At 71.4% G+C, this 16,616-nt stretch carries 14 protein-coding genes; all 14 read right to left on the bottom strand.

Features of this window, described 5'->3' with window-relative positions; genetic code table 11:
* Window positions 1–108 precede the first annotated feature (108 nt).
* The gene (locus ABD343_RS17350) at window positions 109–1,338 is read right to left on the bottom strand and encodes a DivIVA domain-containing protein (protein ID WP_344529044.1); all 1,230 of its coding nucleotides are present in this window, start codon (window positions 1,336–1,338) and stop codon (window positions 109–111) included.
* 52 nt (window positions 1,339–1,390) lie between these two features.
* Entirely contained in the window at window positions 1,391–1,675 is a 285-nt protein-coding gene (locus ABD343_RS17355; protein ID WP_344529046.1) for a YggT family protein, read from the bottom strand.
* Between the two features lie 65 nt (window positions 1,676–1,740).
* Window positions 1,741–2,388 (bottom strand): cell division protein SepF, encoded by a 648-nt coding sequence (locus ABD343_RS17360; RefSeq protein ID WP_344529048.1) that lies wholly within the window; start codon window positions 2,386–2,388, stop codon window positions 1,741–1,743.
* Between the two features lie 137 nt (window positions 2,389–2,525).
* A complete protein-coding gene (locus ABD343_RS17365) occupies window positions 2,526–3,245 on the bottom strand; it encodes a YggS family pyridoxal phosphate-dependent enzyme (protein ID WP_344529050.1) in 720 nt (239 codons plus the stop codon).
* 3 nt (window positions 3,246–3,248) lie between these two features.
* Window positions 3,249–3,980: a peptidoglycan editing factor PgeF gene (pgeF, locus tag ABD343_RS17370; protein WP_344529052.1), complete on the bottom strand. Its 732-nt coding sequence runs from the start codon at window positions 3,978–3,980 to the stop codon at window positions 3,249–3,251.
* A complete protein-coding gene (gene ftsZ / locus ABD343_RS17375) occupies window positions 3,977–5,233 on the bottom strand; it encodes a cell division protein FtsZ (protein ID WP_344529054.1) in 1,257 nt (418 codons plus the stop codon). Before ftsZ ends, pgeF begins: the two co-directional genes overlap by 4 nt.
* A 307-nt stretch (window positions 5,234–5,540) precedes the next feature.
* Window positions 5,541–6,371 (bottom strand): cell division protein FtsQ/DivIB, encoded by an 831-nt coding sequence (locus ABD343_RS17380; RefSeq protein WP_425578202.1) that lies wholly within the window; start codon window positions 6,369–6,371, stop codon window positions 5,541–5,543.
* A 54-nt stretch (window positions 6,372–6,425) separates the two neighbouring features.
* Window positions 6,426–7,520, bottom strand: coding sequence for an undecaprenyldiphospho-muramoylpentapeptide beta-N-acetylglucosaminyltransferase (gene murG, locus ABD343_RS17385; protein ID WP_344529058.1), 1,095 nt, complete (start codon window positions 7,518–7,520; stop codon window positions 6,426–6,428).
* A 6-nt stretch (window positions 7,521–7,526) separates the two neighbouring features.
* A complete protein-coding gene (gene ftsW, locus ABD343_RS17390; RefSeq protein ID WP_344529060.1) occupies window positions 7,527–8,906 on the bottom strand; it encodes a putative lipid II flippase FtsW in 1,380 nt (459 codons plus the stop codon).
* A gap of 52 nt (window positions 8,907–8,958) precedes the next feature.
* On the bottom strand, window positions 8,959–10,404 hold the full coding sequence (gene murD / locus ABD343_RS17395; RefSeq protein WP_344529062.1) for a UDP-N-acetylmuramoyl-L-alanine--D-glutamate ligase: 1,446 nt from the start codon (window positions 10,402–10,404) through the stop codon (window positions 8,959–8,961).
* Window positions 10,401–11,465: a phospho-N-acetylmuramoyl-pentapeptide-transferase gene (mraY, locus tag ABD343_RS17400; protein WP_344529064.1), complete on the bottom strand. Its 1,065-nt coding sequence runs from the start codon at window positions 11,463–11,465 to the stop codon at window positions 10,401–10,403. Before mraY ends, murD begins: the two co-directional genes overlap by 4 nt.
* Window positions 11,462–12,868, bottom strand: coding sequence for a UDP-N-acetylmuramoyl-tripeptide--D-alanyl-D-alanine ligase (locus ABD343_RS17405; RefSeq protein ID WP_344529066.1), 1,407 nt, complete (start codon window positions 12,866–12,868; stop codon window positions 11,462–11,464). Before ABD343_RS17405 ends, mraY begins: the two co-directional genes overlap by 4 nt.
* On the bottom strand, window positions 12,865–14,634 hold the full coding sequence (locus tag ABD343_RS17410; RefSeq protein WP_344529068.1) for a UDP-N-acetylmuramoyl-L-alanyl-D-glutamate--2,6-diaminopimelate ligase: 1,770 nt from the start codon (window positions 14,632–14,634) through the stop codon (window positions 12,865–12,867). Before ABD343_RS17410 ends, ABD343_RS17405 begins: the two co-directional genes overlap by 4 nt.
* 64 nt (window positions 14,635–14,698) lie before the next feature.
* Window positions 14,699–16,616, bottom strand: a 1,918-nt coding sequence (locus ABD343_RS17415) for a peptidoglycan D,D-transpeptidase FtsI family protein (protein WP_344529070.1), incomplete at its 5' end; no start/stop codon positions are given.

Raw genomic sequence — 16,616 nt, forward strand, 5'->3', positions numbered from 1 at the left:
CGCCCCCACCCTCACGGACGTACGCGAAACGGGCCGGGCCCGAGAGCAAGGAAACTCGCTCTCGGGCCCGGCCCGAACTGCTGTGACCCGGAGGGTCAGGTCAGACGCTCAGCTATCGTCCTCGTCGATGAGGAAGCCCCGCATCGGCGACGGCGCCTGCTGCGCCGGAGCCGGACCGCCCTGCGGACGGACGGGAGCCATCGGCTGCGTCATCGCGGGCTGCATCTGCTGCTGCCCGCCGTACGACTGCCCGGCTCCGCCCTGGGTGTGCGCGGGGCCCGCGGCACCGGCGGGACCGCCCATGGAGTGGTTGTTGCCGCCCATGGACTGGTGGCCGCCCATCGAGCCGCCACCGCTGGTCGCGGCGCCCGCGGGGGCGGGCGCCGCGGCACCGGCCGGGGCCATCGACGGCGCGGGGGACGGCGGCAGGGAGGCCGTCGCCGGGGTCCGCGGCGGGGCCAGCGAGTCGTCGGCCTGGTTCTCCAACTGGCGGAGCTGGCTCTCCAGGTACGACTTCAGCCGCGTGCGGTACTCGCGCTCGAAGCCGCGCAGGTCCTCGACCTTGCGCTCCAGCGTGGCGCGCGCGGACTCCAGGGAGCCCATCGCCACGCGGTGCTTCTCCTGCGCGTCCCGCTCCAGCGCGTCCGCCTTGGCGCGGGCGTCCCGCTCCAGGCCCTCGGCACGGCTGCGCGCCTCACCGACGATCTTGTTGGCCTCGGAACGGGCCTCCGCGATCGCCTGGTCGGCGGTCTGCTGCGCCAGCGACAGCACACGCGCGGCGCTGTCGTTGTTCTGGCCGGGCATCTGCGGCTGGGGCGGCTGCGGCTGCTGTTGCTGCGGCGGCTGACCCTGCGGGCCGGGGCCGCCGGGGCCCATCGGGCCACCCTGCGGACCGGGGCCGCCCGGACCCATCGGACCGCCCTGCGGGCCGGGGCCGCCGGGACCGCCCGGGCCACCGGGGCCGGCGGGAAGCGCGGGCTGCCCACCGGGAAGCTGCGGCGGGCCGCCCATGGGACCGCCCTGCTGGTGCGGGGGCGGGCCCTGCTGACCGGGCGGCACCGGCTGCGGACCGGATATGGCGGCGGGCACAGGGGCCCCGCCTGGGCGCTGATCCTGAGGTTCAGGAGGCTTTCGCATCCCGCCCTGCTGCTGGTTCTGCGCGGCGGCGCGCGTGGCGGCCGCGAGCTTCGCACGCAGGTCTTCGTTCTCGCGCAACAGGCGGGTCAGTTCGGCCTCGACCTCGTCGAGGAAGGCATCGACCTCGTCCTCGTCATAGCCTTCGCGGAGACGGACGGTCGTGAACTGCTTGTTCCGTACGTCCTCGGGGGTCAGTGGCATCTCTTCACCTCAACGTAAGTCATCGGCATATCGGCAAGACCATATGGATCGTTCACACCTGGGCCACGACTTGGATCAGGATGTAGACGATGATCATGAGCACGAAGAAGGACAGGTCGAGCGCCACGCCCCCGAAGCGCAGCGGCGGGATGAACCGCCGCAGGAGCTTGAGTGGCGGATCGGTGACAGTGTAGGTGGCCTCCAGAACGACCACCATCGCCTTGCCGGGTTGCCATGACCGGGCGAACTGGAAGACGTAGTCCATCACCAGCCGGAAGATCAGCACGAGCAGGAAGCAGTACAGCGCGATTTGGACCACGTCCAATGCGGTTCTCATCTACGCGTCCCTCTCCCCTGGGTCCTCGTACCGGCCTCGCGGCCTGTTGCCTTGATCCTGTCGTCTCAGCTCTGGTTGAAGAACCCGCCCTCTGCGATGCGGGCCTTGTCCTCCGCCGTCACGTCGACGTTAGCAGGAGACAGCAGGAACACCTTCTGCGTCACCCGCTCAATACTTCCGTGCAGTCCGAAGACCAGACCGGCCGCAAAGTCGACAAGTCGCTTCGCATCCGTGTCGTCCATCTCCGTCAAGTTCATGATCACCGGGGTGCCCTCACGGAAGTGTTCCCCGATGGTACGGGCCTCGTTGTAGGTCCGGGGGTGGAGCGTGGTGATCCGGTACGGCTCTCGCTCGGACACGACCTTGGGCATGATCACCGGCGCGCTCTTCTCCAGGTTCTGTCGTTCAGGTGTGATGGATGCCACCGGGGCGATTCTCCCGGATCGTCCGCTTTCGCCGACGACCGCCGGGGGCGGCGTCTGTTCGCGCTCGCGCTGCGCGGGCGGATTCACCACCCGCGCGGGCTCCGCGGGTTCGTGGGGGTCGGTCTTCTGCAAGGAATGATGTGACTGCTCGGGCTGGTACCGCCGACGGTCCCGTTCGGGCTCGGGCTCGGGCTCGAACTCGTCGTCGGGGTCGAAACCCCGGCCGTCGTACCCATCGTCCTCCACGAGGCCGAGGTAGACCGCCATCTTGCGCATCGCGCCGGCCATTCTCTGCGTCCTCCGCTCTGTGGTGGATCGGCTCCGTCACCTTCACCGGTGGCCTAGGATCCACGCAGTCCCTCCGCTCGGATTTTCCTGGCGGAAATGACCATATTTTGTGCTGTGGTCCGACTTGCTTGGCGACGTTACCCGAGGCGGGGTCGGTCTCCGAGCACCGCGCTGCCGACGCGCACATGTGTCGCACCGGCCTGCACCGCCTCTTCGAGATCAGAGCTCATCCCTGCCGAGACCATGTTCGCAGCAGGATGCGCCGCTCGCAGGCGGGTTGAGATTTCCCTCAGTCGTGCAAACGCCTGACCAGGGCTTCCGGCATAGGGCCCGGTCAGAGGTGCGACTGTCATCACACCTTCGAGCCGGAGGCCTTCGGCCGCCGCCACCGCGTCGGCGAGCGCGGAGACCGCGTCCGGCGCCGCACCACCCCGTGCCCCGACGTCCCCTGACTCCACGTCAAAGGCCACCTGGACCAGGCATCCCAGCTCGCGCCCGTTCCGTACGGCCGCCGCCGAGAGCGCCGTGACGAGCTTCGGCCGGTCCACGGAGTGCACGAAGTCGGCGTAACCGGCCACGGAGCGGGCCTTGTTCGTCTGGAGCTGGCCCACGAAGTGCCACTTCAGCTCCGCGTCCGCGCAGGCCGCGGCCTTGGGCGCGGCGTCCTGGTCGCGGTTCTCGGCGACGTGCCGCACCCCCAGCTCCGCCAGCAGCCGCACATCGCTCGCCGGGTAGGTCTTGGTCACGACGACCAGAGTGACGTCCTCCCGCTTACGCCCCGCCGCGACACAAGCGCTCTCGATGCGCTCCTCCACCCGGGCGAGATTCTCCGCGAGTTCCGCCTTCCGCGCCGACATGGCTCACTCCACCCCGATCCAGACATAACTCGCGAGACGCCCGGTGGCCTTGTTCCTCCGGTACGAGAAGTGGTCCCCCGATTCGAGGGTGCACACGGACGACTGTTCCCATGCCGTGACACCCGACCGGGCCAACTGCGCGCGCACTCCGGCGGCCATGTCGACGGCGGGAGTCCCCCGCCTCGTCGTCGCGTACGCCTCGGGAACGGCGGCGGCCACCTCGTCGCGCATCGCCTCCGGCACCTCGTAGCACCGTCCGCAGACCGCGGGTCCCGTACGGGCGATGATCCGCGCGGGCTCCGCGCCCAGGCCCCTCATCGCCTCGACCGTCTCCCCGACCACGCCCGCGAGCAGCCCCGGACGGCCCGCGTGCGCCGCGCCGGTGACCCCGGCGACCGGGTCGGCCAGCAGCACGGGGGTGCAGTCGGCGGTGAGCACCGCGAGCGCGAGCCCGCGCCGCGCCGTCACCACCCCGTCGACGGGCGGCGGGTCCTCGCCGAAGGGCGCGTCCACGACGGCCACGTCGCGCCCGTGCACCTGACGCATCCAGACCACCTCGTCGGGGGACAGCCCCAGGGACTTGGCCGCGAGCGCGCGATTGGTCCGTACGGCCTCGGGGTCGTCGCCGACCGCGCCGCCGAGGTTGAGGGCCTCATACGGAGCGGCGCTCACCCCGCCCCACCTGTCGGTGAAGGCGAAATGCGCGCCGCTGACCGTCTCCTGCGTGCCTATCACTTCAAGAAGTCCGGCACATCCAGCTCTTCCGCCTGACTGTCCTGGTACGAACGCGGCGGCGGCGGGACGCGCGGGGAGTCCTCCGGCGGCGGGGGAACCTCGCTCACCGGAGCGGGCTCGGTGCGCCGCGACGGCTCCTCCTCGCGCGGGGCGACGGTGCCGATGCCGCTGAACGAGGAGGAGCGCTCGGGCTCCGGCTCGGGAGCGGGCGGCTCCTCCTTGTACGAGGGCGCCTGCGCGGGTGCCGACGACGAGGACGCGGGGGCGCTCGAACCGAGCGCCTTCTCCCCCTTCTTCGACGGCGGCTGGCCCCCGTCGAAGCCGGCGGCGATGACGGTGACCCGGACCTCGTCGCCGAGCGCGTCGTCGATGACGGCGCCGAAGATGATGTTCGCCTCGGGGTGCGCGGCCTCGCTCACGAGCTGCGCCGCCTCGTTGATCTCGAACAGGCCGAGATCGGAGCCGCCGGAGATCGAGAGCAGCACGCCGCGGGCGCCGTCGATGGACGCCTCCAGCAGCGGCGAGGAGATCGCCATCTCGGCCGCGGCCACCGCGCGGTCGTCGCCGCGCGCCGAGCCGATGCCCATGAGGGCGGAGCCCGCCTCGGACATCACGGACTTGACGTCGGCGAAGTCGAGGTTGATGAGGCCGGGGGTGGTGATGAGGTCGGTGATGCCCTGGACGCCGGACAGCAGCACCTGGTCCGCGGACTTGAACGCGTCGAGCACGCTCACCTGGCGGTCCGAGATGGACAGCAGCCGGTCGTTCGGAATGACGATCAGGGTGTCGACCTCGTCGCGCAGCCCCGCGATGCCGTCCTCCGCCTGGTTCGCGCGGCGGCGGCCCTCGAAGGTGAACGGGCGGGTGACGACGCCGATCGTCAGGGCGCCGAGCGAACGGGCGATGTTGGCGACCACGGGCGCGCCGCCGGTACCGGTGCCGCCGCCCTCGCCCGCCGTCACGAAGACCATGTCGGCCCCCTTGAGGACCTCCTCGATCTCCTCGCGGTGGTCCTCGGCCGCCTTGCGGCCCACGTCGGGGTTGGCCCCGGCGCCGAGGCCGCGCGTGAGCTCCCGGCCCACGTCGAGCTTGACATCGGCGTCGCTCATCAACAGGGCCTGCGCGTCGGTGTTGATCGCGATGAACTCGACGCCCTTGAGACCGACCTCGATCATCCTGTTGATGGCATTAACGCCACCGCCGCCGATTCCGACGACCTTGATGACTGCGAGGTAGTTCTGCGGTGCTGCCACGTCGAAGGCCTCTCGCCTCGAGTTACGTATCCCTGTGGGGCGGTTCGAACGCCGACCCGAACCCTAAGCGTGAAGTTTAGGGTTACCAGTGCCTGTCTTACTTGGACTCTCCGGAACGGACACTAAGTCGACAAGTGGTGGGTGTTCAACGAACACGCCGAACCTCCCGTTTTTCTTTTCACCCTATGTGATCAGGCCGGGCGGTAGCCATCCAGGGTGCTGGCCTGCGGTGACGTCCGTCAACTGACACGGCCCGGAAGATGACGGAGACCAGCCACTTCGCCGAGCCGGGCGACAATCGCCACCGTCAACTCCCCGAGGCCGCCGGGGCGCTGGGGACGCTGACGTCGAAGTGGGACGCGTCCTTGGCCGCTTTCATCAGTGCGGTAAGCGACTTGGCCTTGGCCTTGCCGCGCTCCGCGCTGCCCCACAGGACCGTCCGGTCCCCGGAGAGCTCCAGGGTGATGGAGTCGTAGGAGCTGACCCGGACCGTGCGGGTGGAGCGGTGCAGGGATTCCGGGAGGGCCGCCGCGGCCCGCACCGCCTCGCGGCGCAGGCGGGCCGCACCGAAGTGGCGCAGGCTCGCGGAACGCTCGGCTTCCAGTTCAAGAAGCGGAACTCCCTTCGGGGGCCTGCCCACTGTGGCGAATCGCACGCCTTCGGCGTCCACTTCGACGTATTTTCCGGCGCTTTTCATCAGCAGTTCCGGACGTCTCTCGGTCACTTCGAGCCCGATTCCGTCCGGCCACGACCGTACGACCTCGGCGCGTGCCACGCGTGGCAGCTCGCCGGTGATGCGGTGGGCGATCGCGGTCCTGTCGACGGTGGCGAGCGGGTCGCCCTCGGGCACGGCGGCGGCCCGGGTGATCTCGGCCTTGCCCAGTTTGTGGTTTCCGGTGACCGATACGTGCCCGACACGCAGCCAGGGCGAGAAGTAGAGGGCGTAGACGGCGAAGCCTCCGAGCAGGACCACCAGGACGAGTGTCAGCAGAAGGGCGCGTCTGCCCGGCATCCGCGGTCTCAGGCGGGAGCGCGCGGGCCGGCCTCCGCCGGAACCGGAGTCCGGCACCGGCCGTGCCCGCACGCTTCCGCGCGGGCGCCGGTCGGCGGTCTTCGTCGGTCCGGTCGGTCCGGCCACGCGCACCCCTGCCTCTTCGCCACTGTTCCGGTCGCCCCGCGAGGGGCGGTGTCGTCAGCCCTGGCGACGCGCCGCGAGCGCCTCGTACACCATGCCGACCAGCAGCTCGTCGGCGTTGGGGCGGCCGAACTCGGCCGCCGCGCACGACATGTCGTACAGCCGCTGCGGGTCGGCGAGGACCGGGAGCACATTGCCCTGGATCCACTCCGGCGTCAGCTCGGCGTCGTCGACGAGCAGTCCGCCGCCGGCCTTGACGACCGGCTGGGCGTTCAGCCGCTGTTCGCCGTTGCCGATGGGCAGCGGGACGTAGGCGGCGGGCAGCCCGACGGCCGACAGCTCCGCGACGGTCATCGCGCCCGCACGGCAGAGCATCATGTCCGCCGCGGCGTACGCGAGGTCCATACGGTCCACATACGGTACCGGCACATAGGGCGGCATTCCGGGCATCTGCTGCACCTGCGGCAGTTCGTTCTTCGGCCCGACCGCGTGCAGCACCTGGATGCCCGCGCGCTGGAGGTGCGGGACGGCCTGCTGCACGACCTCGTTCAGCCTGCGGGCGCCCTGGGATCCGCCGGAGACGAGCAGGGTCGGCAGGTTCGGCGCGAGGCCGAAGGAGGCGCGGGCCTCCGGGCGCGCCCCGGCGCGGTCGAGGGTCGCGATGGCGCGGCGCAGCGGGATGCCGATGTAGCGCGCGCCGCGCAGCTTGCTGTCGGGGGTGGAGACGGCGACCGCGTACGCGTACCGCGAGCCGATCTTGTTGGCGAGGCCCGGGCGGGCGTTGGCCTCGTGGACGACGATGGGGACGCCGAGGCGCTTCGCGGCCAGATACGCCGGCAGTGCCACGTACCCGCCGAAGCCGACCACGCAGTCCGCCTTGGTGCGCTCCAGGATCTGCTCGGTGGCCTTGATCGTGCCGCGCAGCCGTCCCGGCACGGTGATCAGCTCGGGGGTCGGTTTGCGCGGCAGCGGCACGGCCGGGATCAGTTCGAGCTGGTAGCCGCGCTCGGGGACGAGGCGCGTCTCAAGTCCGCGCTCCGTGCCGAGGGCCGTGATCCCCACGGTCGGGTCCTGCCTGCGCAGGGCGTCCGCGAGGGCGAGCGCGGGCTCGATGTGGCCGGCGGTCCCCCCACCGGCGAGTACGACGTGCACTCTGATTCACCGCTCTCCGGACGGCCGCCGTTCGGGGCGCCGTCTCATCGTCTTCCTTCTCCCTGCCAGCCCTCCCCGCAGCAAGCGCTGCCCCAGGGCGGGCTGCCGCACGGCCAGTGCCGCACGCGCCGCCGGGTCGCTGCGCGCGAAGGCGATCAGCAGTCCGACGGCGAACATCGTCGGCAGCAGGGCGGATCCTCCGTAGGAGAACAGCGGGAGCGGGACACCGGCGATCGGCAGCAGACCGAGCACCGCACCGACATTGATCACGGCCTGGGCCGTGATCCAGGTGGTCACGCCTCCCGCGGCATACCTCACGAACGGATCCTCCGTACGTCCGGCCACGCGGATACCCGCATAGCCTAGAGCCGCGAAGAGAGTGAGCACCGACAGCGTCCCCGCCAGACCGAGTTCCTCCCCAGTCACGGCGAAGATGAAGTCGGTGTGCGGTTCGGGTAGTTGACCCCATTTTTCCACACTCGCGCCGAGGCCCGAACCGAACCAGCCGCCCGACGCCAGGGCGTAGATCCCGTGGACCGCCTGCCAGCACTGGTCGTTGGCCCCCGGGTCGGTCGCGCCGATACAGCCGAGGCGGGACATGCGGTTGGGGTTGGATGTGATGAGGAACGCACCGGCGGCGGCCGCGGCGGCCAGCACGCCGGTGAAGAGCCGGGTGGGGGCGCCCGCGAGCCACAGCAGCCCGAAGAGGACGGCCGTGAGGATGATGGCCGTGCCCATGTCGCCGCCGAGCATGATGAGCCCGAGCAGCAGCAGGGACATCGGGACGAGCGGGACCAGCAGGTGCTTCCACTGGGTCAGCATGTTCTTGTCGCTCTTACGGGCGAGCAGGTCGGCGCCCCACAGCACCAGCGCGAGCTTCGCGAACTCGCTGGGCTGGAGCTGGAAGGGGCCGCCGAGATAGATCCAGTTCTGGTTCCCGTTCACCGCGTGCCCTATCCCCGGCACCTGGACCAGGCACATCAGGAACACGGAGACGGCGAGCAGCGGATAGGCCAGCGCCCGGTGCAGCTTGAGCGGCATCCGGGAGGCGGCGAGGAGCAGCAGGGTGCCGAGCACGGCGGCGACGAGCTGCTTGCGGAAGAAGTACGTGGACGCCAGGCCGGACTGGAGCGCCTCGATCTGGGAGGCGGAGAAGACCATCACCAGGCCGAGCGCGGTGATGAGCAGGCTGCCGCCCAGGATCAGGTAGTACGCCGTCAGGGGGCGGTCCCAGGCGCGCTTCGCCCGGCCGTAGAACCTCCGGGGCGAGCCCAGGGCCGTGCTTCCCGCGCCCCGGGTGGGGCGCGGGCGGCGCGGCGGGCGCACGGGCGCGGGCTGTCCCGCTCCGCGCCGCGCCGCGGACGGTTTGGCGGATCGCGCCGTCATCCGTGTCCCTCCGTCTCACCCGCGCCTCGGTCCACGGGGACGGACCTGCGGGTTATGTCTCGCTCGCCAGTGCCCGTACCGCTTCGGCGAACGCATCGCCCCGTGCGTTGTAGTTGACGTACATGTCCATCGACGCGCACGCGGGGGCCAGCAGTACGGTATCCCCCGGCTGTGACAGGGCCGCCGCTTCGCGGACCGCCGCCGCCATCGCCCCAGTGTCCGTGCGCTCCAGGTCGACCACGGGCACATCCGGGGCGTGTCGCGCGAGGGCTTCGGCGATGAGCCGGCGGTCGGCGCCCAGGAGGACGGCGGCACGCAGCCGGGGCGCGGCGCCCTCGACCAGCTCGTCGAAGGTGGCGCCCTTGGCGAGGCCGCCCGCGATCCACACGACGGAGTCGTAGGCCGCGAGGGACGCCTCGGTGGCGTGGGTGTTGGTGGCCTTGGAGTCGTCCACGTACGCGACGCCGCCGATGTCGGCGACATGGGTCATCCGATGCGCGTCGGGGCGGAAGGCGCGCAGCCCGTCGCGTACGGCCGCGGGCGCGACCCCGTACGCGCGGGCGAGCGCCGCCGCGGCGAGCGCGTTGGCGATGTTGTGCGGGGCCGGGGGCGTGACGTCCGTGACCTCGGCCAGCTCCTGCGCCTGCTTCTGACGGTCGTCGATGAACGCGCGGTCGACGAGGATGCCGTCCACCACGCCGAGCTGCGAGGGCGCCGGGGCGGCGAGGGTGAAGCCGATGGCGCGGGCGCCCTCGACGACGTCGGCCTCGCGCACCAGCTCCTCGGTCGCCGGGTCGGCGACGTTGTAGACGCAGGCGACCTCGTTGCCCTCGTAGATGCGGCCCTTGTCGGCGGCGTACGCCTTCATCGAGCCGTGCCAGTCGAGGTGGTCGGGGGCCAGGTTGAGCACGGCCGCCGAGTGCGGGCGGAGGCTGGGCGCCCAGTGGAGCTGGTAGCTGGACAGCTCGACGGCCAGCACGTCGAGCCCGTCGTACGGCTCGCGCTCCAGGACGACGTCCACGAGCGAGACGCCGATGTTGCCGACCGCGGCCGTGCGGAGCCCGGCGGCGCGCAGGATGCTGGCGAGCATCTGGACGGTGGTCGTCTTGCCGTTCGTGCCGGTGACCGCGAGCCAGGGCGGGCTCTCGGGCCCGCGCAGCCGCCACGCCAGCTCGACGTCGCCCCACACGGGCACGCCCGCTTCGGCGGCGGCCAGGAAGAGAGGGCTGTCGGGCTTGAAGCCGGGGGTGGTGACGACGAGGTCGGTGCCCTCGGGCAGCGTACGGTCGTCGCCGAGGCGGACCTCGGCGCCCAGCTCCTCCAGCTCGGCGGCCTGGCGGCGCGGCCCGTCGCCGTCGCCGCCGTTGACGGCCGTGACCCGGGCGCCGAGGCGCAGCAGGGCCTTGGCCGCCGGGATGCCGCTGACGCCGAGCCCGGCGACGGTGACGTGTTTGCCGTCGAGCTGCTCGGTGAGGTCCTTGAATCCCCGGGTGCTCAATTGCTCGCCGCCCAGCCCGCGTAGAAGATGCCGACGCCGACGATCGCGCACATGCCCTGGATGATCCAGAAGCGGACCACCACAAGGACTTCGGACCACCCCTTGATCTCGAAGTGGTGCTGGAGGGGCGCCATCTTGAAGACGCGCTTGCCGGTGAGCCGGAAGGAGCCGACCTGGATGACCACGGACATGGTGATCAGGACGAAGAGGCCGCCGAGGATGGCGAGCAGCAGCTCGGTGCGGGAGCAGATGGCGAGGCCCGCGAGGGCGCCGCCGAGGGCGAGGGAGCCGGTGTCGCCCATGAAGACCTTGGCGGGCGAGGTGTTCCACCACAGGAAGCCGAAGCAGGCGCCCATCAGGGCCGCCGCGACGACCGCGAGATCGAGTGGATCTCGTACCTCGTAGCAGCCGGGCCCGGCCGTGGCCATGTGGGCGCAGGACTCCTGGTACTCCCAGACGCAGATGAAGACGTACGCGCCGAAGACCATCACCGAGGCGCCGGTGGCGAGGCCGTCGAGGCCGTCGGTGAGGTTCACGCCGTTCGACATCGCGAGGATCATGAACAGCGCCCAGACCACGAAGATGACCGGCGGCAGCGCCCAGCCGAAGTCCTGGGTGAAGGAGAGCTTGGTGGAGGCCGGGGTCAGCTTGCGGGCGTCCTCGAAGCTGAGCGCGAGGACGGCGAAGGCGATGCCGACGATGAGCTGGCCGGACATCTTCGCCTTGGCGCGCAGGCCGAGGCTGCGCTGCTTGACGATCTTGATGTAGTCGTCGAGGAAGCCGACCAGGCCCATCCCGGCGAAGAGGAAGAGCACCAGCACGCCGGAGAAGGTCGGCTCGCTGCCGGTGATCAGCTTCGTCAGCGCGTACGCGATGATCGTCGCCAGGATGAAGGCGATGCCGCCCATCGTGGGCGTACCGCGCTTGCTGTGATGGTCGCGGGGGCCGTCGTCGCGGATGAACTGGCCGTAGCCCTTCTTGGCCAGCAGCTTGATCAGCAGCGGGGTCCCGACCAGGGACAGGAAGAGGCCGATGGCCCCGGAGAAGAGGATCTGCCTCATCGGGCGGCGGCCCCTTCGTGTGCGAGCAGCGCCTCGGCGACGCGCTCCAGGCCGACCGAACGGGAAGCCTTCACCAATACGACATCCCCCGCGCGCAGTTCCCCGCGCAACAGGTCGACGGCCGCCTCAGCGTCGGACACGTGCACCGACTCCTCACCCCACGAACCCTCGTTCTTGGCGCCCATGTCGAGCCAGGCGGCCTCCTGGCCGCCCACCGCCACGAGCTTGCTGACGTTGAGCCGGACGGCGAGCCGTCCGATCGCGTCGTGCTCGGCGAGCGCTTCGTCGCCCAGCTCGGCCATCTCGCCCAGCACCGCCCACGTCCGACGACCGCTGCCCATGGCGGCCAGCGCGCGGAGCGCGGCCCGCATGGAGTCGGGATTGGCGTTGTAGGCGTCGTTGACGACCGTGACGCCGTCGGCGCGCTCGGTGACCTCCATACGCCAACGGGAGAGCGTGCCCGCTTCTGACAGCGCGGTGGCGATGTCCCCGGCGGGCATGCCCAGTTCGTGGGCGACGGCCGCCGCGGCGAGCGCGTTCGACACGTGGTGCTCACCGTACAGCCGCATGGTCACGTCACCGCACCCGGTAGGGGTGTGGAGGGTGAAGGCGGGTGTGCCGCGCTCGGTGAGCCGTACGTTCTCGGCCCGTACGTCCGCATCCGCGTCCTCGCCGAAGAGCGTGACGCGGGCACGGGTGCGGGACGCCATGGCGCGGACGAGCGGATCGTCGGCGTTGAGCACAGCGATTCCGCCCTCTTCTGCCGGTGGCAGCACCTCCACGAGTTCGCCCTTGGCCTCGGCGATCTGCTCCCGGCCGCCGAACTCCCCGATGTGCGCGGTGCCCACGTTGAGCACGACGCCGATACGGGGTGGGGTGAGCCCGGCGAGGTAGCGGATGTGGCCGATGCCGCGGGCGCCCATCTCCAGCACCAGATGGCGGGTGTCCGCCTCGGCGCGGAGCGCGGTGAGCGGCAGCCCGATCTCGTTGTTGAAGGAGCCGGGCGGCCAGACCGTGGGCCCGAGCCGCTCCAGCAACTGGGCGATGAGGTCCTTGGTGCTGGTCTTGCCGCTGGATCCGGTGAGGGCGACGACCTGGGTGCCCAGCTTCCCGACCGTATGGCGGGCGAGGGCGCCGAGGGCCGCGGTGACGTCGTCGACGACGATCGAGGGGACGCCGACGGGGCGGGTGGCGAGCACGGCGGTGGCGCCGGACTCCACGGCGCCGCGCGCGAAGTCGTGGCCGTCGACGCGCTCTCCGGCGAAGGCCGCGAAGAGGCTGCCGGGGCCCACCTGGCGGGAGTCGATCACCACGGGCCCGGTGATCCGCGCTTCCGGGTCCGTTATGTCGTGCTGCCGTCCGCCGGTGAGGGCGGCGATCTCTGCGAGGGAGAGGGGGATCATCGGTTCTGGTTGTCTGTCCGGTGAGGTGTCGGAGCTGCGGGACTGGGCTGTGCGGTCGGAGCGTTCGAAGCGTTCGGGGTGGCCTGCGGGGTGTCCGCGGTGTGCCGCAGGATGGCGCGGCGCAGCACGTCGTTGTCGTCGAACGGGCGGACCACGCCCGCGATGTCCTGGCCCTGCTCGTGCCCCTTGCCGAGGACGAGCACGGCGTCGCCGGGCTCGGCGCGGGCGACGGCCGCGTCGATGGCCGCGGCCCTCTCCTCCTCGACGAGCACCGTGCCGCGCTCGTACGCGGGCACCTCGGCGGCGCCGGCGAGCATGGTCGCCAGGATCGCGAGGGGGTCCTCGGAGCGCGGGTTGTCGGAGGTGAGCACCGCCGTGTCGGAGAGGCGGGCGAGGGCCGAGCCCATCGCGGGCCGCTTGTGCGGGTCGCGGTCGCCGCCGCAGCCGAGGACGGCGTGCACGCGGCCGTCGGTGACCTTGCGGATCGCGTAGAGCACGGACTCGACGGCGTCGGGCTTGTGCGCGTAGTCGACGACGGCCAGGTAGTCCTGCCCGGCGTCCACGCGCTCCAGGCGGCCGGGGACGCCCGGCACGGCGGCGACGCCGTCGGCGGCCGTACGGGGATCGATCCCGGCGGCGACGAGCGCGGTGATCGCGGCGAGCGTGTTCGCGACGTTGAACGGGCCGGGCAGCGGCGCGTGCGCCGGTACGGACTCGCCCTCGGGGCCCACGGCGGTGAACGTCGAGCCGAGCGGGCCCAGCTCGACGTCCTCGGCGCGCCAGTCGGCGTCGGGGTGGCCCTCGGCGGAGAACGTGGTGACCGGGACCTCGGACTCGGTGATGAGCCGGTGACCGTACTCGTCGTCGAAGTTCACGACGGCGGCGCGGGAGCGGGCCCGGGTGAAGAGCTGCCGCTTGGCCTGGAAGTAGTCCTCCATGTCCGGGTGGAAATCGAGGTGCTCGGGGCTGAGGTTGTTGAACACCGCGATGTCGAACACGCAGCCGTCCACCCGGCCCAGGACCAGCGCGTGGCTGGAGACCTCCATGGCGACCGAGCGGACGCCCCGCTCGCGCATCACCGCGAACAGGGCCTGGAGGTCGGTGGCCTCGGGCGTGGTGCGCTCGGACTTGATGCGCTCGTCGCCGATGCGGGACTCGACGGTGCCGATCAGGCCCGTCAGCCCGCCGTCCTTCTCGGCCGCCTGCCGCAGGCCGCCCTCGATGAGATAGGCGGTGGTCGTCTTGCCCGAGGTGCCGGTGATGCCGATCTGGAGCAGGTCGGCGCCGGGCTCCCCGTACACGGCGGCCGCCAGTTCGCCCATCCGGCCGCGGGGGTCGGGGACCGTCAGCACCGGCAGCCCTGTGGCGGCGGCGCGCTCGGTGCCGCCCGGGTCGGTGAGGACGGCGACGGCGCCGAGGCTCTGGGCCTGCGCCACGAAGTCCGCGCCGTGCAGCCGCGCGCCGGGCAGTGCGGCGTAGATGTCGCCGGGGCGCACCGCGCGCGAGTCGTGGGTGATGCCGGTGGCGGATCCGTCGGCCCCGCTGTCTTCGGGGAGCACGGCGTCCAGCCGTCGGGCCAGCTCCGCGAGCGGTACGGGCCGGACCCGGGCGGGCCGGGGCGGCCCCGGAAAGGACTCGGAGGAGGTCTGATCAGCTTGTGGCACGGCGGTGAGCGTACCGGGCGGGCCCGCCGCGTCGCGAAGCGAGGGGCCGGGCGCGGACGGACCGGCCTGGGGGTTGCACGGATTGTCAGTGATCGTTCTCACGCGGTTCTCACGGTTCTCACGGTTTGCACGGTTCTCCCGGACCTTCCTCACGTGCGCGCCCCCGTCAGCGGCCCTGCCCCGCGAGGACGGGCAGTCGCGCCGGGGCCGCGCCGGTCGGCGGGACCTGGAGGGACTTGAGCGCGAACTTCATGACCTTCTTGTAGACCGGGCCGCACACGTCGCTGCCGAAGTAGCTGCCGCTCTTCGGGTTCTGCACGGCGCAGTAGACGGTCACCCGGGGCTTGTCCGCGGGCGCGAAGCCCGCGAAGGACGAGGTGTAGCCGTGGTAGCGGCCGGTCACCGGGTCCACCCGGTTGGCCGTACCGGTCTTGCCCGCGACGCGGTAGCCGGGGATCTTCGCGGTGGTCCCCGTGCCCTCCATGTCGCCGACGACGGACTCCAGCATCTTCGCGAGGGTCTTCGCGGTCTTCTCGCTCACCACGCGGCGCTCGTCCGGCTTCTTCGCGGGCGCGTACCGCCCGTCGGGCCCGATCGTGCCGCGCACGAGGCTGGGCTCCGTACGGACGCCGCCGTTGGCGATCGTCGAGTAGATCGACGCGGCCTGGACGGCGTTGAGCGAGAGGCCCTGGCCGAAGGGGATCGTGTACTGCTGCGAGGCGCTCCACTTCTCCGGCTTCTCCAGGATGCCGTCGGTCTCCCCGGGGAAGCCGAGGCCGGTGGGCCTGCCGATGCCGAAGTCGCGCATGTAGTCGTACAGGACCTTGTTGGCCTTCTTCTGCGTCTTGCCGAGCTGCTCGGTGGCGAGGATCGTGCCGATGTTGCTGGACTTGGCCAGGACGCCGTTGAGCGTGAGGTTCCACGTGGGGTGGTCGACGTCGTCGGCGAAGGCGCGGTCGGCGCGCTTGAGCCGGTTCGGCACGGTCACGGCCGTGCCCGGTGTGGCCTTCTTCTCCTCCAGCACCGCGGCCATGGACATCAGCTTGCTGGTCGAGCCCGGCTCGTAGACGTCCTGGAGCGCCGGGTTGCCGAACGAGTCCAGCTTCGACTTCCCGATGTCGTTCGGGTCGAAGCCGGGGGCGCTGGCCATGCCGAGCAGCTCGCCGGTCCTGGTGTCCTGGACGATGACATAGCCCCGGTCGGCGTTCGACTTGCGGACCTGCTTGCTGATCGCCTGCTGCGCCGACCACTGGATGTCGCGGTCGAGGGTCAGCTCTATGTCGGACCCGGGGCGTGCCGCCTTCTCCCGTACGCCCGCCGTGGGCACCTGACGGCCGCCCGACTGGGCGTACGTGATCTTGCCGTTCTCGCCCGACAGCTCCTTGTCGAGCATGGCCTCGATGCCGGCGCCGCCCTCGCCCTCCCGGTTCACGAAGCCGAGGACGGAGGAGGCCAGCTCCTTGTTCGGGTAGACGCGCTTGGCGTGCTTCTCCTGGTAGATCCCCGCGAGGACGTTGGCGCCCTTGTGCGCGGCGGCGTCGGCGGCGAGGTCCGCCTTGAGCTTCTTGATCTTCTTCCAGGTCTGCGGGGTCTGCTGGCGCGCGAGCAGCACGTACCGGGTGTCGGGCTTCGAGAGCTTCTCGGCGAGCTCCTTCCGCTCCTCCCCCACCAGCGGCGCGAGCAGCTTCGCGGCCCGCTCGGGCGCGTCCTTGACCTTGGCCTGCTTGGGCGTGAAGAGGTACGGGTCGGCGGTGATGTCGTACGCGTCCACTGTCGTGGCCAGCGAGGAGCCGTCCCGCGCCGCGATCGTGCCGCGCTCGGCGGCGAGGGGCACGGTGATGTACCGGTTCACGGCCGCCTTGTCCGCGAACGCGCTGGCGTCCACGGCCTGCACCTGGAGCAGCCGCACGGTGAACGCGAGGACGACGAGGGTCAGCCCGACCGCGACGAGCCGCAGCCTCGGCCGGGGATTCGCCAGCCGCAGCGCGGCGCCCTCCCCCGGGGAGGGACGCCCAGGACCGCCGCCGCCACCGCTCCGGCCGCCGCGTCCGCCGCGGCCGGAGCGTCCACCGCCGCCCTGCGCG

It is taken from the genome of Streptomyces albiaxialis, assembly GCF_039530985.1.
In the GTDB taxonomy this organism is placed as follows: domain Bacteria; phylum Actinomycetota; class Actinomycetes; order Streptomycetales; family Streptomycetaceae; genus Streptomyces; species Streptomyces albiaxialis.

Excerpts from the sequence above, each read along its gene's own strand:
- ABD343_RS17350 (WP_344529044.1), bottom strand. The coding sequence starts at position 1,338 with ATGCCACTGACCCCCGAGGACGTACGGAACAAGCAGTTCACGACCGTC.
- ABD343_RS17355 (WP_344529046.1), bottom strand. The coding sequence starts at position 1,675 with ATGAGAACCGCATTGGACGTGGTCCAAATCGCGCTGTACTGCTTCCTG.
- ftsW (WP_344529060.1), bottom strand. The coding sequence starts at position 8,906 with ATGACGGCGCGATCCGCCAAACCGTCCGCGGCGCGGCGCGGAGCGGGA.
- ABD343_RS17405 (WP_344529066.1), bottom strand. The coding sequence starts at position 12,868 with ATGATCCCCCTCTCCCTCGCAGAGATCGCCGCCCTCACCGGCGGACGG.
- ABD343_RS17360 (WP_344529048.1), bottom strand. The coding sequence starts at position 2,388 with ATGGCCGGCGCGATGCGCAAGATGGCGGTCTACCTCGGCCTCGTGGAG.
- ABD343_RS17365 (WP_344529050.1), bottom strand. The coding sequence starts at position 3,245 with ATGTCGGCGCGGAAGGCGGAACTCGCGGAGAATCTCGCCCGGGTGGAG.
- mraY (WP_344529064.1), bottom strand. The coding sequence starts at position 11,465 with ATGAGGCAGATCCTCTTCTCCGGGGCCATCGGCCTCTTCCTGTCCCTG.